Here is a 17,738-nt window from a genome sequence, read left to right as displayed (position 1 = left end):
CGGTCAATCTGCTCCGACGCGCCTTGGCACGCTACGCGGGATGGCGGCGAGCGAAGGCCTGATACCGTTCACGATCACGCGCTAATAACGACGTGGATCAGCTTGTCCTCACCGAGGATTGGGGCGCTGGCAACGAAAGGCTCGCGCGAGAATGTGGACTTAGGATTTTTGAAACACATCATAGCATAGGCAGCCGATCGCCCTTTACAGGCGGCCAAGCTTGTCGCGGAGCCCGCTCAGGTCCGAAGGTAATGTCATAGCAAATGCCGAAACGGTAGTGCTCATTGTCGAAGACGAGCTGTTTATACGGCTGGCGGCGACGGAATTAATCGCGCAGCTGGGCTTAACTGTTTGTGCCGCGTTCAACGCCGACGATGCGATCTCAATTTTGGAGGCCCATTCCGAGATAACGGTAGTCTTTACCGATATACAGATGGCGGGCTCGATGGACGGTTTGGCGCTCTGCATTTGGGCCGTAGAGCGCTGGCCCCAGCTTCGCTTCATTGTCGCGTCTGGCGGCGTATCGCCACTGATTACAGACATGCCTGCAGGCGCGGTATTCATATCAGAACCGTACACGGTTGCGGATATTTCGATGGCGATCGCAAGCTTCCGGTAGGGTGGGTTAGGCTGCAGCAACGGCCATTTCTGTTGATCCCGCGCTGCCCAGCTTGTTCAATGCGCCACCCGGCGTTCGAGCCAAACGATCAAGGTCTTGCGGGGAGGCTCACGAGCTCGCATTGCACCGGTGGTTAATCTTTTTCTGCACCACGATCCCGAATATGGCCGCCGGTAACGATGGCACCGATGCGAACCTTACCGACAGCGCAACCGCGCAGCTTGCTGTCGATCGCGAAGTCGAAAAGCGCTCGATCTCGCGGGGACGGGGGGTCGCCGCCGGTTTCGGAGACTGCGGCGATCAATGCGTTAGTTCGGTACGCCTCTCGCAGCGATGGTACAAAAGTGCTTCTGCAGATCACCTGCCAGCCGGTGTCGCCTAGCGGCAGTGATTCGGCGGTTATGGAAACGAACTATTGCGCATGAAGGTAGCTCCTGGCGGCTGCGACAGCAAAGCGATGAGGTCTTCAGTTGGTCGGGCAAGTTGCAATTAGTCGGCAAGGGCGTATGCTCTGAGCTCTGCACGGCGTCTAACAATCTGCCTGCAGGATACGACGATTTGCCTCGGCAGGCGTCGGCGATTGGGTCGATAAAGTATCTGAGAAATGATTGTTAGGCCCGCTGAGATCAGCCCCTCGCGTCTCTTATGTTTGCCTTCAGGCAATCGGATGCAACGAAGTGCAGTGACCATGCACCAAGCCTAACTTTCTAACCTTGCGCTTTAGCCGTGAAAGGACAGATCGATGGCTGACGTTGAGACACTGCCGCCCGTTGAAATTCCCTGGAAGTTTGCATCGACAACCCAACCCCTTTTGTCGACGGGACCAGCCGAGACGGCTCTGTCGTTGTTTACCTTTGAGCCCGATGATGCCGCTATTACCCGTCAGTTTCCCGACGAAAAGTTGGTATACGTTAAGGTCGTAGCATCGGTTTCGCCCGCAGCCTTCCCGCGTGGTGTCTCAACGATAGCTGCCACCTACCTGGGTGATGGCATACCGTGTTTTCATCTCCTGTTAGATCTCAGTGTCGAACGACAGGGTGGGGACGGCGGCGAGGCGCAACCCTACTTCCACACCGCAGCGCCCCTCTCGCGCAGTTATATACAGACAGGCGTCCTCGGCACGTCGGTATATGAAGGAGAGTCGGACGGCATCGCGATCGGCAAGAGTGGGTCGCAGATGCATGAAACACTGCGAAGCCACTCTAATACCTCGAGTGCCAGCGCATCGGCTGGTCTCGCAATCCCGATCCCGATCGTGGGGGGTATATTCGGCGCGTCCGGTTCGGTTCGCAGTTCATCGACCGACGTGGCGAGCGCGCGAAATGTATCGCAAAGCACCGACACCCTATCCCGAAACGCCTCTGATGAACGTCGCGAACTGACCAGTCACACGACGCGAGTCGAGAACATCGTGTCGCTATTGTCCGCGAAATTCGTGGGCACTCCCTATCTCCGCTTTTCGGTCGCGCCGCAGCCACTTCAACAGCTTTCGGTCGACCCGAACGATCCGAACGTGTGGTTTCAACAGTTACTCGCCCGCCGATCATCGGGGCTCGAGGGAATCCAGGAGTTCGTGGGACTCGTAGTGATGCCGAAGGATGCCGATATCTGCGTTCATGCGCGCTTGCGCAGAGTCTGCTTGCTCGACAGCTCTCCCTCGCCGTTAGCCTTCGAAGAACGATTTACGGGATCACTGATTCAGCTTTCGAGGATGGTCAACTATCTGAACCGGACGTTTCCGCCGGGAACGCCGCTCGACGATTTAGATATTGACATCGCCGGAAATCTGGATCTGACCGGACCTAGTGTGGGATCGCTGAAGCGGCCGGTCTTATCCTTGTGGGGCCTTCTACTGGGTGAGCAGCTGGTTGTTGGCCACTTTGTCTCACCAACGAAGAACGCTGGCGTCTCTGGAAGCGCGCGCGCCAATTACAAGCACATGCTGGAGGTCTGGCTCGATACCCTCCGGGATGAATATGAGATCGAGGTCTCCCGGTCCCCGCTCGAGCGTGGCGCCTTAGTTGGTGACAATCGGTTCCTGCACACCTGTTTCAAACGAGCGGTCGACGGAGGCAACCTCAGCGTGGATAGCAGTGACGCAAACGTCACGCCGCTGATCCGAATCCCGGTTAACAAAGGATCATTCGACATCGGCGGCGCCAAAACGTCGGCGTTGATGGGTAGTGCATCCGCTCGGACGCTCGGCGTCTCTACAGCAGTGCGATGGAACGCTCTGGAAAGCGCCGTAGGCAGACTTCTCGCAAACGACCGCGCGGTTGAGGAGGTGGCACTCGATCCGGCCAGCCCAGAGATCAGATCCATCTTGATCGACGTCTGGCGCAAGCTGCCAGTTGACGATCCCCGGAACGTCTCCTTCGATGACGCGGCTTCGATGCTAAAATTGTCGGGAGAACAGCAAAAGCAGCTTCGGGCCGCAGGCGCCACAAATCTGTCGACGATTGCCGCAGCGCTGGCGTCCACGACCAACGTGCAAGCTTACAACACTCAAGCCGAGAAGGTACGCCAAGCCGATCAGGGACGAAAGGACGTATCAGCTTCACCTGACGCGCTCGATGGCGCGATTTCGCCAGAAAGCGGCTCGGATATACTAAAATCGATCGGACATGCCGTTGCGTCGACCACGCGACCGGGGGGGTGATCGGTGCGGGCTCGACCTCATGTGCGAAAGTTAAAGCTGGGACCGATCGTTGGCCACACTGACGATGCGAGTACAAGGGTATGGATCCAGGTCGACGACAATCCCGCAAACTACTCGCTTCGTGTTGACGAAGTCGGCCTCTTTCCTTTCGAAGCGACAGAGGGCGACGCAATTGAGTTCGGCACGGCGCTGGCTCGAGTTGACGGGCTGCAAGCTGATCACAAATACGATTATCGCATCGTGCGGCGGGGACGCTTTGTGCCGGGCGCCCGCGGCTCGTTCCGCACTTTTCCACCTCAAGCATCCATGACCAACCTGCTGTTCTGCGCAGTGTCCTGTAACGGCGCGGAAACACACGGCGCATGGGAGCAGTTCAGCGAATACGTGAAGCAAGCTCAACCATCGTTCGTGCTAATGATGGGGGACCAGGTCTACCTAGATGAAGACCCGCCGAATGTTTACAAGGAACATCTGGACTCAGACAGCTCGACACGACGCAAGGTTATGGCTGAAATGTATCAGGCCAACTGGTCGCGCGAGCCGCTAAAATCGACGTTTGCCAACGTCCCGATCTACATGCTCTGGGACGATCACGACATACGCGACGGTTTCGGATCGCTCGCTCAGGATAGTCCGACGTTGGCTGAGCGCTATCCGCGGGGCCGGCCACTTTACGACAAGATGAACGCGTATTTCGAAGATGCGAGAGACGTTTTTTGGCACTTTCAGGGATGCCGCAACCCAGGTCCGCAAGACAGTACTGACCCCAGCCTTCCAAACTATGTGGGCGGACCGATCTCCCCAGGGGTGCGAAAGGCGATGCCGTACGTGTTCCGCTGTGGTCGGCTCGTTGTTCTGATGATCGACAGCCGTGGTGAGCGTGACGCGTTCAGAAAAGACCTGCCGATCCTCGGCACGCGACAGTGGGCGTTCATCAACGAGGTGTTTGCAAACCTTCCAGACGATGTGGAAGCTTTGGCTGTAGTGACGCCCACACCGATTGCCTCGCAAGACCCGGATGGCCAATCGCAGAAACTGTTAGGCACACGTACTGACGACGTGGACTCATTCCGTAAGGGAGACGAGCAAGCGACCTTCCATCCCAAAGCAACAGGAACGGATGATGCCGCTGAAATCGCGAAAACGATCGTCAGTGCGCGCATATCGAGTCAGTTCAATGTGCAGCCCAATTGGGGGACGTTTCAGCGCAATAATCTAGACGAAGCTCGTGACCAATGGTCGCACCGCGTTGCGCGTCGCGAACAGGCGACGCTAATCCACCATGCCGTGGCGGCACGTAAGTCCATTACTCAGCCGTCGTTAGAGCGTGGTCTGATCTTCGTTTCGGGTGACATCCACATCGGGTGCATCTTCAATCTTAAGGTCGGGCGCTCGCGTGGTATCACGTCCCTCACATCGTCAGGTATCAGCCAGATTGACTCGACACAGCCTCTCGTCGGGGTGTTCATCGATGAAGACTTTAGCGTCGCGCCGGGAATTCGATCGGTTCTGCGGGAGGTGACGAACAAGTATAATTTCGGTGTAGTTCAGGCTCAGCCGACCGGGAGGGGTGCGGTCGTCTCTGCGGCCCTCGAATATGACGGGTCATCGACCGTATTCGGAATTGATACACAGGGAATCTTATGAATGACGCTAACAACCGTTTTGTTATTCATTCTCCAGCCTGACGTCTTTGCTTCCGAACCGCGCGTAAAGCGTGGGTAATACGAAAAGCGTGAGCAAGGTGGCCGATATCAGGCCCCCGATGACGACGGTCGCAAGTGGCTTCTGAACCTCAGCGCCGGCGCCCTGGCCAAGCGCCATTGGCACAAAGCCGAAGCTGGCGACCAGAGCGGTCATCGCGACCGGTCTAAGCCGGGCCAGCGCTCCGGCGCGCGCCGCTTCCGTTCGCTCTATACCGCGATCGAGCAGATCGTGGATCGATGACACCATCACCAGCCCGTTCAGCACCGCCACACCCGAGAGCGCGATGAAGCCCACCGCTGCCGATACTGAGAACGGCATGCTGCGTAGCCAAAGGGCGAGCACGCCGCCGACCAGTGCCAATGGCACGCCCGTGAAGACGATCAGCGCATCGCGGACTGAGCCCAAAGCGCCATAAAGCAGGAGCATGATCACGGCAAAGCAGACGGGCACGACGATCACGAGCCGTTGGCGCGCGGTCGCAAGGTTTTCGAACTGACCGCCCCACTGCAGGTAGGTGCCCGGCGACAGCTGCACCCGGGCGTCAATGGCGGCCTGGGCGTCCGCAACCACGCCTGCCACGTCCCTTCCGCGCACGTTCGCCTGGACGACGACGCGCCGCTTGCCGTTCTCTCGACTGATCTGGTTCGGCCCGTCACCGATCGCGATTTCGGCGACACTCGCAAGCGGCACGAACGATCCGTTCGCGGTCGGCACCGGCAGCTGACCGAGGGTCTGCAAGTCCGACCGCGAAGCTTGTCCCAGACGGATGACCACCGGGAAGCGGCGATCGCCCTCGAAGATCACGCCGGCCTGCTTGCCGCCGACGGTTGCGGACACGAGGTCCTGCACGTCGCCGGCGGTCACGCCGACGCGTGCCATGGCGTCGCGATTGGGCCTGATGTCCAGCAGCGGCAGTCCCTCGGTTTGCTCTACACGCACGTCGACCGCGCCCCGCACCTTGCGCATCACCTCCGCGATGCGGACCGCTGTCGCGTTCATGCTGCCAAAGTCGTCACCGAAGATCTTGATCGCAATGTCGCCGCGCACACCGGCGATCAGCTCGTTGAAGCGCATCTGAATGGGCTGGGTGATCTCGTAGCTGTTGCCAGGGATCGTCGAGATCTTCTTTTGGATCCGCTCGATCAGCTCGGCCTTCGGCAGGTTAGGATCGGGCCACTCCTTGCGTGGCTTGAGCATCACAAACGTGTCTGTGGCGTTGGGTGGCATGGGGTCCGACGCGATCTCGGACGTGCCGGTGCGCGAGAAGGCGTAGCGCACCTCCGGTTCGCGGCTGATCGTTTTCTCGACCGCGAACTGCATGCGCTGGCTCTGGTCGACCGACGTGCCGGGTGGACGCCACGCCTGGACGAGGATGTCGCCTTCGTCGAGCTGAGGCAGGAATTCCTGCCCGAGCGTGGTGAAGGCAAGTGCTGCGAGCACCACGCCGATGACGGCGCCGCCGATCGTGATGCTCGGCCGGCGCATGGCCGCCTCCAGCCCGGGTTCGTATCGGTCCCTCAGCCAGCCCACGATCCCGCTTTCCTTCTCCTCGACACGACCGACGAGGAAAGCGCCGATGGCGGCGGGGACGAATGTCACCGACAGGACGAAGGCGAAGAGAAGTGCGATGATGACGGTAAGCGCCATCGGCTCGAACATCTTGCCCTCGACGCCCGAGAAGGTGAGCAGCGGTGTGTAAACGATGATGATGATAGCCTGACCGTAGAGCGAGGGCCGGATCATCTCGCGAGCCGAAGCCGCCACGACGGCGAGCCGTTCCTTCACGGGCAACGGCGCATCGGTCTCGTGGTGACGCTCGCCTAGCCGCCGCAGCGCATTTTCGACGATGATGACCGCGCCGTCGACGATCAGACCGAAGTCGAGCGCGCCGAGGCTCATTAGGTTCGCCGAAATCCCCACGCGCAGCATGCCCGTCGCGGTGAGCAGCATGGTGATAGGAATTACCAGCGCCGCAATCAGTGCCGCGCGGAAGTTGCCGAGCAACGCGAACAGCACGATGATGACGAGCACGGCACCCTCGGCGAGATTGCGCGCGACGGTCGCGATCGTCGAATTGACGAGCACCGTCCGGTCGAGGACGGGCTTGGCTACCACATCCGCGGGCAAAGACTTGCCGACCACCTTCAGACGTTCGGCGACCGCTGTGGCCACGACACGACTGTTCTCGCCGATCCGCATGACGGCGGTGCCGACGACGACTTCGCGACCATTCTCGGACGCCGAGCCCGTGCGGATTCCCTGTCCGGCCCGCACCGTGGCGACTTGGCTCAGCTGGACCGGGACATCGCGCGTGGCGATGACGGTGCGAGCGAGCTCGTCGGCCGTGCGAACGCGAGCGTCGGAGCGCACGAACAGGCCGGCGCCGTTCAGGTCGACCGTGCCGGCTCCCACGCTTGTATTGTTACGCTCCAGCGCAGTCGCGAGATTTTGGATGGTGATCCGCATCGAGGCCAGGCGCTGCATGTCGGGCACAACCAAGTATTCGCGGTCGTATCCGCCAAGCGAATCCACGCCTGCGACGCCTTCGGTCCCACGCAGCTGCGGAGAGACGATCCATTCCTGGACGGTATGAAGATAGGTCGCCTTGTCAGCCTCGCTGACGAGGTGCTCGCCCTCGGACGTAATGTAGCTGCCATCGCGCTGGAGGCCCGGCTCGCCGTCCCGGTGCTTGACTTGGTCCAGCTCGCGGAACTCCACCGTCCACATGAAGATGTCGCCGAGCCCGGTGGCGATGGGACCCATTTCGGGCGTGATGCCCGATGGCAGGCGTTCTTCCGCCATCCGCATTCGCTCCGCGACCTGCGCCCTGGCGAAATAGATGTCGGTCCTGTCGGAGAAGACGGCGGTGATCTGCGCGAAGCCGTTGCGATTGAGCGACCGCGTGAACTTTAGCCCGGGGATGCCGGCGAGCGAGGTCTCGATCGTGAACGAGACCTGCCGCTCGATCTGGTCGGGCGATAGCGACGGCGCGAGGACGTTTATCTGCACCTGATTATTGGTGATGTCGGGGACGGCATCGATGGGTAAGCGCGGAAGCGCGAAGACGCCGGCGAGCGCAGCGAGGGCAGTGAGCAGCAGGACCAGCCAGCGGCGCTCCACCGAGAAGGTGACGAGGCAAGCGATCATGATTTCACCCCATGTCCATTTCGCCGCCCTTGCCGAGTTCGGCTTTGAGCGTGAACGAGTTGGTGGTGGCGACGCGTTCGGCGCCGTTGAGGCCCGAGGTGATGGTCACCTGGTCGCCGTTGCGTCGTCCGGTCGTGACCGGAACGGCGCGAAAGCCGGACCGCGTCCGCACGAAGACCACGGTCGTCTTCTCGACCGACTGCACGGCGGTGGATGGAACGGTGACGCTGCGGTCGCCGGTCGCCGGCAGCATGATGGCGGCCGTGACCGGTTCGCCGACACGCCAGAGGCCGCCTGTGTTGTTCAGCGTGGCGATCAGCAGCACCAGCCGCGTGTTGTCGTCGAGCACGGGCGAGACGAACGTAACGCGGCCGTCCTGCCTGCGCCCTGCCGCCGACACCTCGACCCGCATTCCGGGCCGAACCCGACCCGCGTCCGCGGGTGAAAGTGAGACCTGAACGGTGACTCGTCTCAGATTTGCGACGCGGTAGAGTTCGGCGTTCGTGTCGACCGTCTGCCCAAGCAGCGCTGGGCGGGCGATGATCTGGCCCGAGATCGGCGAACGCATGGCGATCCGGTTCATCGCTCCGCCGCCTCCGCCGGTGGCACCAAGCTGCTGCTCGGCGAGGCGGAGCGCGATGCCGGCCTCGGTCGCGGCAGTCCGCGCTGCCACCAGATCCTGTTCCGGCGATACGCGCTCAGCGAACAGGCGCTGCTCACGCCGTAAGTTCGACTGTCCCAGATCTGCACGCGCCCGCGCGGCCTCGACCTCAGCCTTGAGCGAGGCTGCCTCGCGACTCTCGATGATCGCCAGCGGATCACCTTGCCGAACAGTCTGGCCGAGGTTGCGGGTTAACGAGACAAGCCGGCCGCCGATGGTGGCGGATACCACCTGCACGCCTTGGGGATCGCCCTGCACGACACCGGGCAGCTCGATAGCGCCGGCGATGCCGCCGACGTTCGGCAAGGCCAACTCGATCCCGGCGTCGGTGATTTGTTGGGCGGAAAGGACGACGGCGTCCTTGTCAGCCGCCTTCCCGGCTACCTTGGGCATATCCATGCCGGTCATGTCGTCGGCGTTATTCTCGGACTTTCCGCACGCGGTCAGCGCGAGCGGGAAGAGTGCGGATAGGAGCATCCGACTGGTCATCGTCTTCATCGTGCGTCCTTCGCGTCGGTCGGCACCGGGGCGGTGAGCCGTTCCAGCCGGGCCTTTGCGTCATGGTAGGCGGCGAGCGCGTCGATCGCGGCCGCGCGGGTGTCGGCGAGCGTGCGCTCCGCCTCCAGCAGGTCGAGCTGCCCGAATTTGCCCTCGCGGTATCCAATGCGCGCGATGCGCGCGGCTTCCTGCGCGACGGCGAGCGTCGGCCCGGCGGCGTTGCGGGCGGTCGTAGCGGCGTTCTCGGCCTCGGCGTTCGCCGAGGCCATCGCCTGCTCGACATCGAGGAGAGCCATGCGGCGCTGCGCGTCGGCTTGCTGGCGCTGGGCAGACGCGAGATCCAAGGATGCCCGCCCGTTATTGAACAGGGGCAGCGGCACCGAGAGGCTGAATACCGCCGTCGTGTCGTTGCTCGCCTCCAGCCGGCGGGCGGCAGCACCGAGGGTCACGGTCGGGACGCGCTGGCTGCGCGCCAGCCGAACCTGCGCGGTGGCCGTGGTCAGGTCAGCTTGGGCTGCCACCCCGGCGAGCGTGTCCTGTCCGCTCACCGGCAGGCTTGGGCCCGTCATCTCGATCCGGTTGAACCAAGCGACATCGAGCGTCGGCGCGTCCCGGTCGATCAGTCGGACGAGATTGCCCATCGCGACCGAGGCGGAGCGCTCGGCACGCTCGGCAGCACCCTGCGCGTTCAACCTTGCGACGTCGGCGCGCTGCGCCTCGAGCGGCGAGGCGCGACCGGCTGAAACCCGAACCTTCGCGCCTCGGAGCACCGCGTTGGCGATGCCGACCTGCTCGCGGGCGTTGGTGAGCCGGCGCTCGGCCGCTGCCGCATCGTTGTAGGCTTGCGTCACCCGCAGGCGCAGATCGGCCTGCATCATCGCCGCGTTCAGCGTGGCGCGGTCAAGCTGCGCGTTCGCCACGGCCACGCGGGCGCCGCGCTTGTTGCCGAGTTCGAGAGGGATGGAGAGACCAAGCGTCGTCTCGGTCGACCGCAGCCCGTTGTAGATTCCGGTGCCGGCAACATTCTCAGCCATCATGTCGAGCGAAGGGTTCGGACGCACGCCCGCGACAGAGCGCTGAGCTTGCGCGGCTTTGACGCCCGACCGGGCGGCCGCGATCGCGGGAGACGCCGCGCCCGCCGCCATCAAAGCCCCATCGAGAGTCAGCACGGGGTCCGCCTTTGATAGCGGGATGGTCTGCGCCTGCAGCGCGGATGCGCAGGCGCTCGCGGCCAGGACGGCCGCCAATATGCGATGCATGGGATTGCTCCTGACGTATGCGGTGCGAGCGCGCGAACGCGCCCGGCGGCGACGTCAGCCCTGGGGAGGTCGGAGAACGGGGTCGACGCGCCGCGCCGTCAACGTGACGGAGGCGAGGGCGGCATATTCGCGCGCGAGATCGGCAATAGGCACCATGGCGCGGAACGGCATCGGCGCTGCGACGTGCTGGCCGTGGCAGCCGGTGTGACAATGGGGAATGTTCTTGTCGGCGTCTGCCGACACCTCGTCGCAGTCCGCTGCAATCTGCACGGCCACCTCACCGATGGTTTCGACGCAGCCTATCCCCGTCGCCCGCGCAGCCGCGCCCGAGGCCGTCAGGACCGTCATAAGGCACGCAAGAATGGCGAGAAGCGACCGCATCTTTTCGTGTGCTACCACAAGGCGTCGGTGCCGTAACCCTTGCGGACGCAGGTCGGCAACCGGCCCCTGCGAGTGACTTCCGATCGCTATGAACAGGTGTCCGCTTTCGGGAACTGCCATGAATGACTGCAAATGGGTCGAGTCTGCCGCTTTCGGCATCAAGACCGGGTGCATCCAAATAGAATCCAGGCACTTCCCTAGATGCAGATGCTGACTCTTCCCGAGACACCCCAGGATGCGCTGCAGCGGCTGATCGACAAACGATGTGAAGTGGCTCCTTGCCGGAGTGGCGATCTGCCGCTCCCATCAGGAACAGCCGGGAAAACTGCGTCCTCCGGGCCAGCGTCGTGGCCTATTCCGCCTGCGGCTCTGGTGGCCACTTCCGCTCAGTTCAACTGTACAGTCCAGTACATTGGTCGATTAACGCATTGTTAGCCTTGCGCAGACGGGCCACGGCGCTATTGGAGCCCGTGTTGGCTATTTGGAATATCATTTTGATGAGCGAAGATCAGACGAATCCTATCGATCTCACGGGCGACATTGTCACCGCATATGTGGCGAATAATCAGGTGGCCGCACGGGATGTGCCCGCGCTTATCGCCGAAATCTACCAGGCGCTGACGCGCCTCGGAACGGAGGCTTCGGCTCCTGCGAAACCCAGCGCGCCACAAGCCGCGGTGAGCGTCCGCAAGTCGCTCGCCAACCCCGACCACATCATTAGCATGATCGATGGCAAGCCGTATCGGATGCTTCGGCGGCATCTGACCAATAACGAGCACACGCCGGCGAGCTATCGCAGGGCATTTGATCTGCCGCACGATTATCCCATGACGGCGCCGAGCTACAGCGAACAGCGCCGTGCCCTGGCCCACAAGATCGGTCTGGGCCGAAAGGTCGCAGCCGTTCCCGCCGCGGCACCCAAGCGCCGTACTGGAACGATCAAGGCGTTTGCCGACGCATAAAGCTGGCGCTGGACTCGCACGCATAGCGGAGCATGTGTGGTGGCCGAGAAGCCACCACACATCGAAGACGATACTCGGAATTTGATTAAACGACTTTGCGCGCATGCCGGCATGATGACGGAGGATAGCAATCCTTCGCGATCATCATGGCGTCGGACAATCTGGGGTCGCAAGCGCGATTGCTCTGTTAAAGCCTCAGACGGTGACCTTGCCGATCGCTCGCCTTGTGTATGCGTCAGGTGTCGCACTTGATGAAGCGACGGTCCTAGCGCGCTAACCTGGGAGGCCCCGTCAGCCTTCGGTCTTCGGCTTGGTGCTCCCTGCTACGTTTCTGTCGTGCTGATAGGCGGCTCACGCATCGACAACCGGCTATCCCTGGATCGACTGAAAAGTATCTGCTGCTCCGCTGCGACTAATTGTTGCATTTGCCTAAGCAAAGACGTCGCCGACACGGTATAACTGTCGCGAACGGGCTGAGGATCGTGCAGAGAATAACGAGCTTTGTGCTCGACGTACATCGTCACGAGCAGATCGGTCAGACGAGAGAGATTCCGGATGCTCTCGGCCCGCTCGCTCGGTCCCTCGGCGAGAAGTGTGGGCAGCACGTCGGCGGTGAGCGTGTGAAGGTGCCGGGATGCCCACCGCTCGAATCGCCATCGGTTCTCTAACAATGCGTCGGGATCGGACTTCTTGGCGTTGCTCAAGAGTTGTTCGCCCATTTGAGCTATAGAAACCAGCTCCTGATGGTCCCTCGCCAGCAAATCGAACACTAGCTATCTCCAGAGTACGAAGGCTTCGGAGCGCCGGTCTGACGGATACAACCGTTCACGAGCTACGCCGACCGCGGCGGGGGTCGTAGAACGTTCCCTGTCTGAGGCGGCACGCGCTAAGCCACTGCATAAGGATGATGCTCGCGAACGATTTCGGCGGCTTCCTCAACCGCGGCCTTTTCATCTGGAGTACCGATCGCGATCACGCGCCAGTTGGATGTGACATGCGATGTGATCGGCAAGATCTCTATCATGCCGACGGCGCGCTTCCACTTCGCGTTCTTCCCACCGGTCGCACCCACCAGCATGTCAATCAACATAGTCTCGAGCATTTCGGCATTCACTTCTGCAAGATGTGCCAAGCAGCGCGGCTATGCAAGAGCAATGTGCTCGGCGTGCTCCGATACGTCTTCATAAATCGCCGGCACGATCACATAGAAGGCATGACGCCCGGATTTGCTGTAGCCGTATCTCGAGTCCTGCCCTCGACAGGGGCAGATGGAGCATAACTCTTCTGGCAACGATTGCCACCATCCTGCGATGGTGCGGCTTGGTCGCAAGTATGGAAGTCCCTGTTGGAGATTAATAGCTTTGCCCCGAATCCTGGAGGAGGACGTTATCTACCAGAACGCTGGAGCCTGCAGCAGATGGGAAGCAACTTTCGCCAATATCTTGAAGCGGCCCGCGACCGTGCGATTAGGGAGCTCGCTCTGGAGCGGGCCAGGGCTACACCGAGCCGCGAGAGGCTTGCGAGGCTGCAGGAAATGGTGCGGCGCTACGAAGGCGAGATGTCCGTGTTCCGAGAATTTCGGGTAACATGACAGGCGATACCATCGCATGAAACTCGCGAACAGGGCGCAGCCCTTACCGGCAGGCTGTCCAGGCGGCATGCGCGGGTTATTTGGGGCGGCGAGGGGAGGCGGGCGATAACCTTGTGTCCATTTATGGACGGACCAGGGCGACACTCGATCGCCCGTGGTGTGCGCTCTGGCCGCTGCAGTCTCGCAAGCCAGAAGAGCGGACGTTCGTCGCGCGAGATCGCAGGCTCACCGCCATATTCACCTGTTTATGAGGACTACCTCGTTTTTGCATGTAACAGAATGTCAATATGCTTGACGCGACCTTTGGGATCAAGCCACATCCGCCTGTAATCAATAGGGATACGATAATCCCAAGTGTGGAGGCGTGATGAGTAGTATAGCGAGTGTTGGGGTGATTGCCGCTAGCGAAGTTATGCGTGAGGGCATATCCAAAGTTCTAGCCAGTCGCGATTTCTCGGTTCCATTAGCAGCCTCATCAATCTGTGAGTTTTGTGCGCAACCGGCGCGTGACGTCGACATCGTGTTGATGGCTCTGGAGCCCAGCAGCGTGGTCGGTGATGTCTGCACAGAGTTGTCAGCAGCGTGCCCGCAAGCGCGTCAGGTTTTGACCGCTTCGAATTTCGAAATTGACGATATTGTCATCGCCTATCAGCGCGGTATCGCTGGCCTCATACTGAGCAGCGGTACACGCGACCAGTTCGCCGCGTCGCTACGCCTTGTCGCCCTGGGCGAGCGAGTGCTTTCCGGCGACGTGGTAGACTTTCTGGTCGAGAGGGGTGCCAGCGAAGATCCTCAGCCGGTCGGGCCTGGCGCTCAACTGTCCGAACGCGAAATCGACACACTGAATCTTCTTGTGCAGGGCGACGCCAACAAGGTTATAGCAAGGCGACTAAATATCAGCGAGGCAACCGTAAAGGTACATGTTAAGGCCATACTGCGGAAGCTTCGATTAACGAACCGAACCCAAGCTGCGCTTTGGGGCGCGCAACGGCACGCTGGTAAGACGCCTATTCGATAACGGGTGTACGAGCACTCCGATGTAACACCGAGAACGGGATAATAATCACTATTTACCCATTGAAAGCTTCTAAGTCACGGGTTTGCGGGTGCTGTGATCCATGCGATCAGAAATCGCAGTATTGTAATCCGTTAGAACAGTGCCCGGCTGAAGCCGGTCATTACGTAATCCGCCTCTCCTCTCCGCGGATGAGGCTCGATGACAGCGGGTCGACGCCACCCGCTGAGTATCTCCCCTGCGGCCACGCCTCGCACCGCCTGATCGCTTGCCTTCCGGCTGCGCGGCGCCGCTGATCGGGACAAGTCGGCCGAATGCTGGTCGTTGACGATCAGCTGCCCCTTGCATCCGGTCTGTCGCAGCTGGATTCGCCGCGCCCGGACCGGGAATGACCGCGCCGGACTCCTGTGCGGATCTGGAACCGCGCGCCATCAATGTCGCTTCCGGCGCTTTCTTTGCCGTGCCCGTGCCACCTGCGGCGAGACGGCGCGGCATCGCAACCCCTTTGGTCGCCCGGGTAGCCGCTACGCGGCGGCCCGCGCCAGCTCCCGACAGGGGTTTCCAGCCACGCATCACCCTGAGCAGAAGCCCTGTCGTTTGCAGGCGTTCGCGGACGAGGCGCGTCAGGTCCGTCGATCGGATTGCGGTCCGACCCGCCGTCTGAAGAACATGGAGAGCCTCTAGAGAGTCATTGAGGTTGGCGGTCGGGTGTACGATGGCCCATCGTATCATATTTCGCTTTTAATGTTGTACCAATCCCGCGCCCAGGCTGTTGCCGGTCAATAATTGTCGACCAGTGAGCGCTTCGACATCGAAGGATCCGCTTCGACAGTGAGCTGGCCTGACTTGCCCACGCGTAACCCCCGATCGCGACCGATCGACCTGCCTTCGCGGTGTTCGCAGCCCGCTATAGCCAGGTCGAGCCACCATCGACCACCACGGTCGCTCCGTTCACATAAGACGATGCCGGGCCGCTCAGATAGGCGATCACGTCGGCAATCTCGTCCGCGGCACCCAGTCGGCCGAGCGCATTGCCTCCCGCCAACCGCTCGCGAATCGCAGGGTCCGCCAGCAGACCGTGGGTCATGGCGGTCTCGATCGTGCCGGGGCAGACGGCATTGACCCGGATGGTCGGTGCTAGTTCGACCGCCATGCACTTGCTGAACATCAGCAATCCGGCCTTCGCCGCGGAATAGGCCGAGACGCCCTTCGCCGGCCGCAACGCGCCGACCGAGGCGACGTTGACGATTGTGGCGAAGCCGGCCCGCTTGAGCGATTCTGCCAGAAATTTGCACATGAGAACGGCGCCCAGCAGATTGACTTTGAGGCTTCTGGCCCATTGATCAAGCGAGAGCTCATCCAGCGAACCCTGGACGAGCACGCCCGCAGCATTCACCAGCCCATCGACGCCGCCGAGTGCGCTCTCGGCCTCCTTCGCGGCCCGCTCGACCTCTTCGGCAACGCTGATGTCGCACACGATCTTGGCCATTCCGGGCGCGACCGCGACGGCATCCAGCGCTGCCCGGTCGCGATCAATCAGCGCAACGCTCGCACCCAAAGCGACGAGACGACGGGCGGCCGCGAGACCAATGCCATTGCCGGCACCTGTAACGACGATCTTACGGCCTTCGAGATCAGGAACCATAGTGACACCCCGGTTATGCTACGAGCCAATTGCATTCGCCGACATCTACCCGCACATCGGCCACCGGGCTAGGATCCAAACGACACGGCGCATGTGCGATGGCTCGCAGACGCCGATCGCAGGGCGGTGGCCCGGACAGGATCAGCGTTGCAACAAGGGACGTCTCGACAATGATGCCAGGTACGGCGCGTGCTTAAGAACGAGTGGCGCCAGAACTGGCCGACGATCTTTGCAGGTACGATCGGGCTCTCGCTGACCACGGTCTATGTCTATTCGATGGGCGCGTTTCTCGGCCCGATCCAGCGGGACACCGGCTGGACGCGTTCCGAAATCAGCTTCGGCCTGACGATCGCGACCACGTGCGCCGCTATTCTCGGACCTTGCGTCGGAGCCGCCATCGATCGTTATGGTCCGCGCAAACTCGCGATCCCCGGCGTCGTCATCTATTGTGTCGCGATCGCGCTTGCCTCGACCGCGCACAGCTTGGCCGGGTGGTGGGCAATCTGGACTCTGATCGGTATCACGAGCGCGGGCGTAAAGCCGACGATCTGGGTGTCCGCGGTCTCGAGCCTGTTCACGAGGGGAAGGGGGCTGGCCCTGGCGATAACGCTGAGTGGCGCCGGCCTCGGTTCCGCTCTGGTTCCGCTCGCTTCGACCGTCCTCATCGCCTCCGCGGGGTGGCGACCGGCTTATGCATGGCTCGCCCTGCTGTGGGGCGGGGTCACCTTTCCGCTGGTGCTCCTGCTGTTCCGAAGCGCGCACGACACGCGCCGGTCCTCCCTGGTGGCCGGCTCCGGCGGGCGTCTGGCCGGGTTTAACGCGCGCGACGCACTGTTCTCGCGCCAGTATCTCTTCATTCTCTGCGCGTCTGCGGTCTGTGCTTTGGTGCAGATGGCGTTCGTCATCTCGCTCATTCCGATGCTGGCAGACGCCGGCATCGGGTCCGCCCGCGCTGCAATGCTCGCAACGATTGTCGGTATAACCTCAATCGCCGGCCGCCTGATCTCCGGGCATCTCGTTGATCGGACCAATCCGCTGTTCGTCGCGAGCGCCAGCCTCGCTATGCCGGCGCTCTCAGCGGCTCTGCTCCTGCTGGCCGGACCCGGCTCCACCGTGGCCTCGACGCTCGCGATCCTGGTTCTCGGCCTTTCGGTCGGCGCCGAACTCGAGGCAGCGACGTTCCTCACGGCGCGATATTTCGGCCTTCGCAGCTTTGGTCTGCTGTTCAGTATCATTGCGAGCAGCGCCACCGTCGCCACCGGCGTCGGCCCGCTGCTGGCCAGCTACGTGCATGACCAGACCGGATCCTATCGCTGGATGCTCATCACGGCCATACCGTTGAGCCTAATGGCCGGAGCGATGATCCTCTCTCTCGGTACGCCCACGCGGCGCGCAACCGAGACCAGCGACTGAGTCTAAGAGCCTGGTGACGCCGGCTTACTGCCAGTTTCAACCGAGATCGAATTAGCGGGCGAGATAGAATGCACACTAGGCATTGCGTTGCCTATTGTGGCGGAGCTGATGCTCGACTAATCCAGCCGCGTTGATCGTGCGCCCTTCAAGCCGATGCGAGGCTGGCGCGCGCCATCGGATA

13 protein-coding genes are annotated in these 17,738 nt (G+C 61.8%); 6 read left to right on the top strand and 7 right to left on the bottom strand.

Features of this window, described 5'->3' with window-relative positions:
* The first annotated feature begins 277 nt into the window (after window positions 1-277).
* From Q4F19_RS09495 to Q4F19_RS09485, 3 genes are all read left to right on the top strand, one after another.
* Entirely contained in the window at window positions 278-619 is a 342-nt protein-coding gene (locus tag Q4F19_RS09495; protein WP_303541882.1) for a response regulator, read from the top strand.
* Between the two features lie 742 nt (window positions 620-1,361).
* Window positions 1,362-3,278 carry a hypothetical protein gene (locus Q4F19_RS09490; protein ID WP_303541880.1) on the top strand — a complete coding sequence of 639 codons (1,917 nt, stop codon included), beginning with the start codon at window positions 1,362-1,364 and terminating at the stop codon, window positions 3,276-3,278.
* 21 nt (window positions 3,279-3,299) lie between these two features.
* Window positions 3,300-4,925 carry an alkaline phosphatase D family protein gene (locus Q4F19_RS09485; RefSeq protein ID WP_303541878.1) on the top strand — a complete coding sequence of 542 codons (1,626 nt, stop codon included), beginning with the start codon at window positions 3,300-3,302 and terminating at the stop codon, window positions 4,923-4,925.
* 21 nt (window positions 4,926-4,946) lie between these two features.
* Here the strand turns inward: Q4F19_RS09485 and Q4F19_RS09480 are convergent, their stop codons facing one another.
* Genes Q4F19_RS09480 through Q4F19_RS09465 form a run of 4 tightly spaced genes read right to left on the bottom strand, consistent with a single transcriptional unit; the run spans window position 4,947 to window position 10,898 of the window.
* Window positions 4,947-8,132 carry an efflux RND transporter permease subunit gene (locus tag Q4F19_RS09480; protein WP_303541876.1) on the bottom strand — a complete coding sequence of 1,062 codons (3,186 nt, stop codon included), beginning with the start codon at window positions 8,130-8,132 and terminating at the stop codon, window positions 4,947-4,949.
* Window positions 8,133-8,136: 4 nt separating this feature from the next.
* A complete protein-coding gene (locus Q4F19_RS09475; protein WP_303541975.1) occupies window positions 8,137-9,282 on the bottom strand; it encodes an efflux RND transporter periplasmic adaptor subunit in 1,146 nt (381 codons plus the stop codon).
* A 5-nt stretch (window positions 9,283-9,287) separates the two neighbouring features.
* Window positions 9,288-10,550, bottom strand: a complete 1,263-nt coding sequence (locus Q4F19_RS09470; protein WP_303541874.1) for a TolC family protein — start codon at window positions 10,548-10,550, stop codon at window positions 9,288-9,290.
* 54 nt (window positions 10,551-10,604) lie between these two features.
* Window positions 10,605-10,898 carry a hypothetical protein gene (locus Q4F19_RS09465; RefSeq protein ID WP_303541872.1) on the bottom strand — a complete coding sequence of 98 codons (294 nt, stop codon included), beginning with the start codon at window positions 10,896-10,898 and terminating at the stop codon, window positions 10,605-10,607.
* A gap of 530 nt (window positions 10,899-11,428) precedes the next feature.
* Between Q4F19_RS09465 and Q4F19_RS09460 the strand changes: the two genes are divergently transcribed.
* On the top strand, window positions 11,429-11,893 hold the full coding sequence (locus Q4F19_RS09460) for a Ros/MucR family transcriptional regulator (RefSeq protein ID WP_303541870.1): 465 nt from the start codon (window positions 11,429-11,431) through the stop codon (window positions 11,891-11,893).
* 323 nt (window positions 11,894-12,216) lie between these two features.
* Here the strand turns inward: Q4F19_RS09460 and Q4F19_RS09455 are convergent, their stop codons facing one another.
* Entirely contained in the window at window positions 12,217-12,663 is a 447-nt protein-coding gene (locus Q4F19_RS09455) for a hypothetical protein (RefSeq protein ID WP_303541869.1), read from the bottom strand.
* A gap of 116 nt (window positions 12,664-12,779) precedes the next feature.
* Window positions 12,780-13,025: a hypothetical protein gene (locus Q4F19_RS09450; protein ID WP_303541867.1), complete on the bottom strand. Its 246-nt coding sequence runs from the start codon at window positions 13,023-13,025 to the stop codon at window positions 12,780-12,782.
* 871 nt (window positions 13,026-13,896) lie between these two features.
* Between Q4F19_RS09450 and Q4F19_RS09445 the strand changes: the two genes are divergently transcribed.
* The gene (locus Q4F19_RS09445; protein ID WP_303541866.1) at window positions 13,897-14,502 is read left to right on the top strand and encodes a LuxR C-terminal-related transcriptional regulator; all 606 of its coding nucleotides are present in this window, start codon (window positions 13,897-13,899) and stop codon (window positions 14,500-14,502) included.
* Window positions 14,503-15,406: 904 nt separating this feature from the next.
* Here the strand turns inward: Q4F19_RS09445 and Q4F19_RS09440 are convergent.
* On the bottom strand, window positions 15,407-16,144 hold the full coding sequence (locus Q4F19_RS09440) for an SDR family NAD(P)-dependent oxidoreductase (RefSeq protein WP_303541864.1): 738 nt from the start codon (window positions 16,142-16,144) through the stop codon (window positions 15,407-15,409).
* Between the two features lie 189 nt (window positions 16,145-16,333).
* On the opposite strand from Q4F19_RS09440, the gene Q4F19_RS09435 reads away from it, so the two are divergent.
* Window positions 16,334-17,557 carry an MFS transporter gene (locus Q4F19_RS09435; protein WP_303541862.1) on the top strand — a complete coding sequence of 408 codons (1,224 nt, stop codon included), beginning with the start codon at window positions 16,334-16,336 and terminating at the stop codon, window positions 17,555-17,557.
* Window positions 17,558-17,738: the final 181 nt, after the last annotated feature.

Source organism: Sphingomonas natans (assembly GCF_030546695.1).
Lineage (GTDB): Bacteria > Pseudomonadota > Alphaproteobacteria > Sphingomonadales > Sphingomonadaceae > Sphingomonas_I > Sphingomonas_I natans.
This window is presented reverse-complemented; position numbering and strand designations above follow the sequence as displayed.

Coding starts and splice junctions, on each gene's coding strand:
- Q4F19_RS09440 (WP_303541864.1), bottom strand. CDS start 16,144: ATGGTTCCTGATCTCGAAGGCCGTAAGATCGTCGTTACAGGTGCCGGC.
- Q4F19_RS09465 (WP_303541872.1), bottom strand. CDS start 10,898: ATGACGGTCCTGACGGCCTCGGGCGCGGCTGCGCGGGCGACGGGGATA.
- Q4F19_RS09480 (WP_303541876.1), bottom strand. CDS start 8,132: ATGATCGCTTGCCTCGTCACCTTCTCGGTGGAGCGCCGCTGGCTGGTC.
- Q4F19_RS09475 (WP_303541975.1), bottom strand. CDS start 9,282: ATGACCAGTCGGATGCTCCTATCCGCACTCTTCCCGCTCGCGCTGACC.
- Q4F19_RS09445 (WP_303541866.1), top strand. CDS start 13,897: ATGCGTGAGGGCATATCCAAAGTTCTAGCCAGTCGCGATTTCTCGGTT.
- Q4F19_RS09470 (WP_303541874.1), bottom strand. CDS start 10,550: ATGCATCGCATATTGGCGGCCGTCCTGGCCGCGAGCGCCTGCGCATCC.
- Q4F19_RS09490 (WP_303541880.1), top strand. CDS start 1,362: ATGGCTGACGTTGAGACACTGCCGCCCGTTGAAATTCCCTGGAAGTTT.
- Q4F19_RS09460 (WP_303541870.1), top strand. CDS start 11,429: ATGAGCGAAGATCAGACGAATCCTATCGATCTCACGGGCGACATTGTC.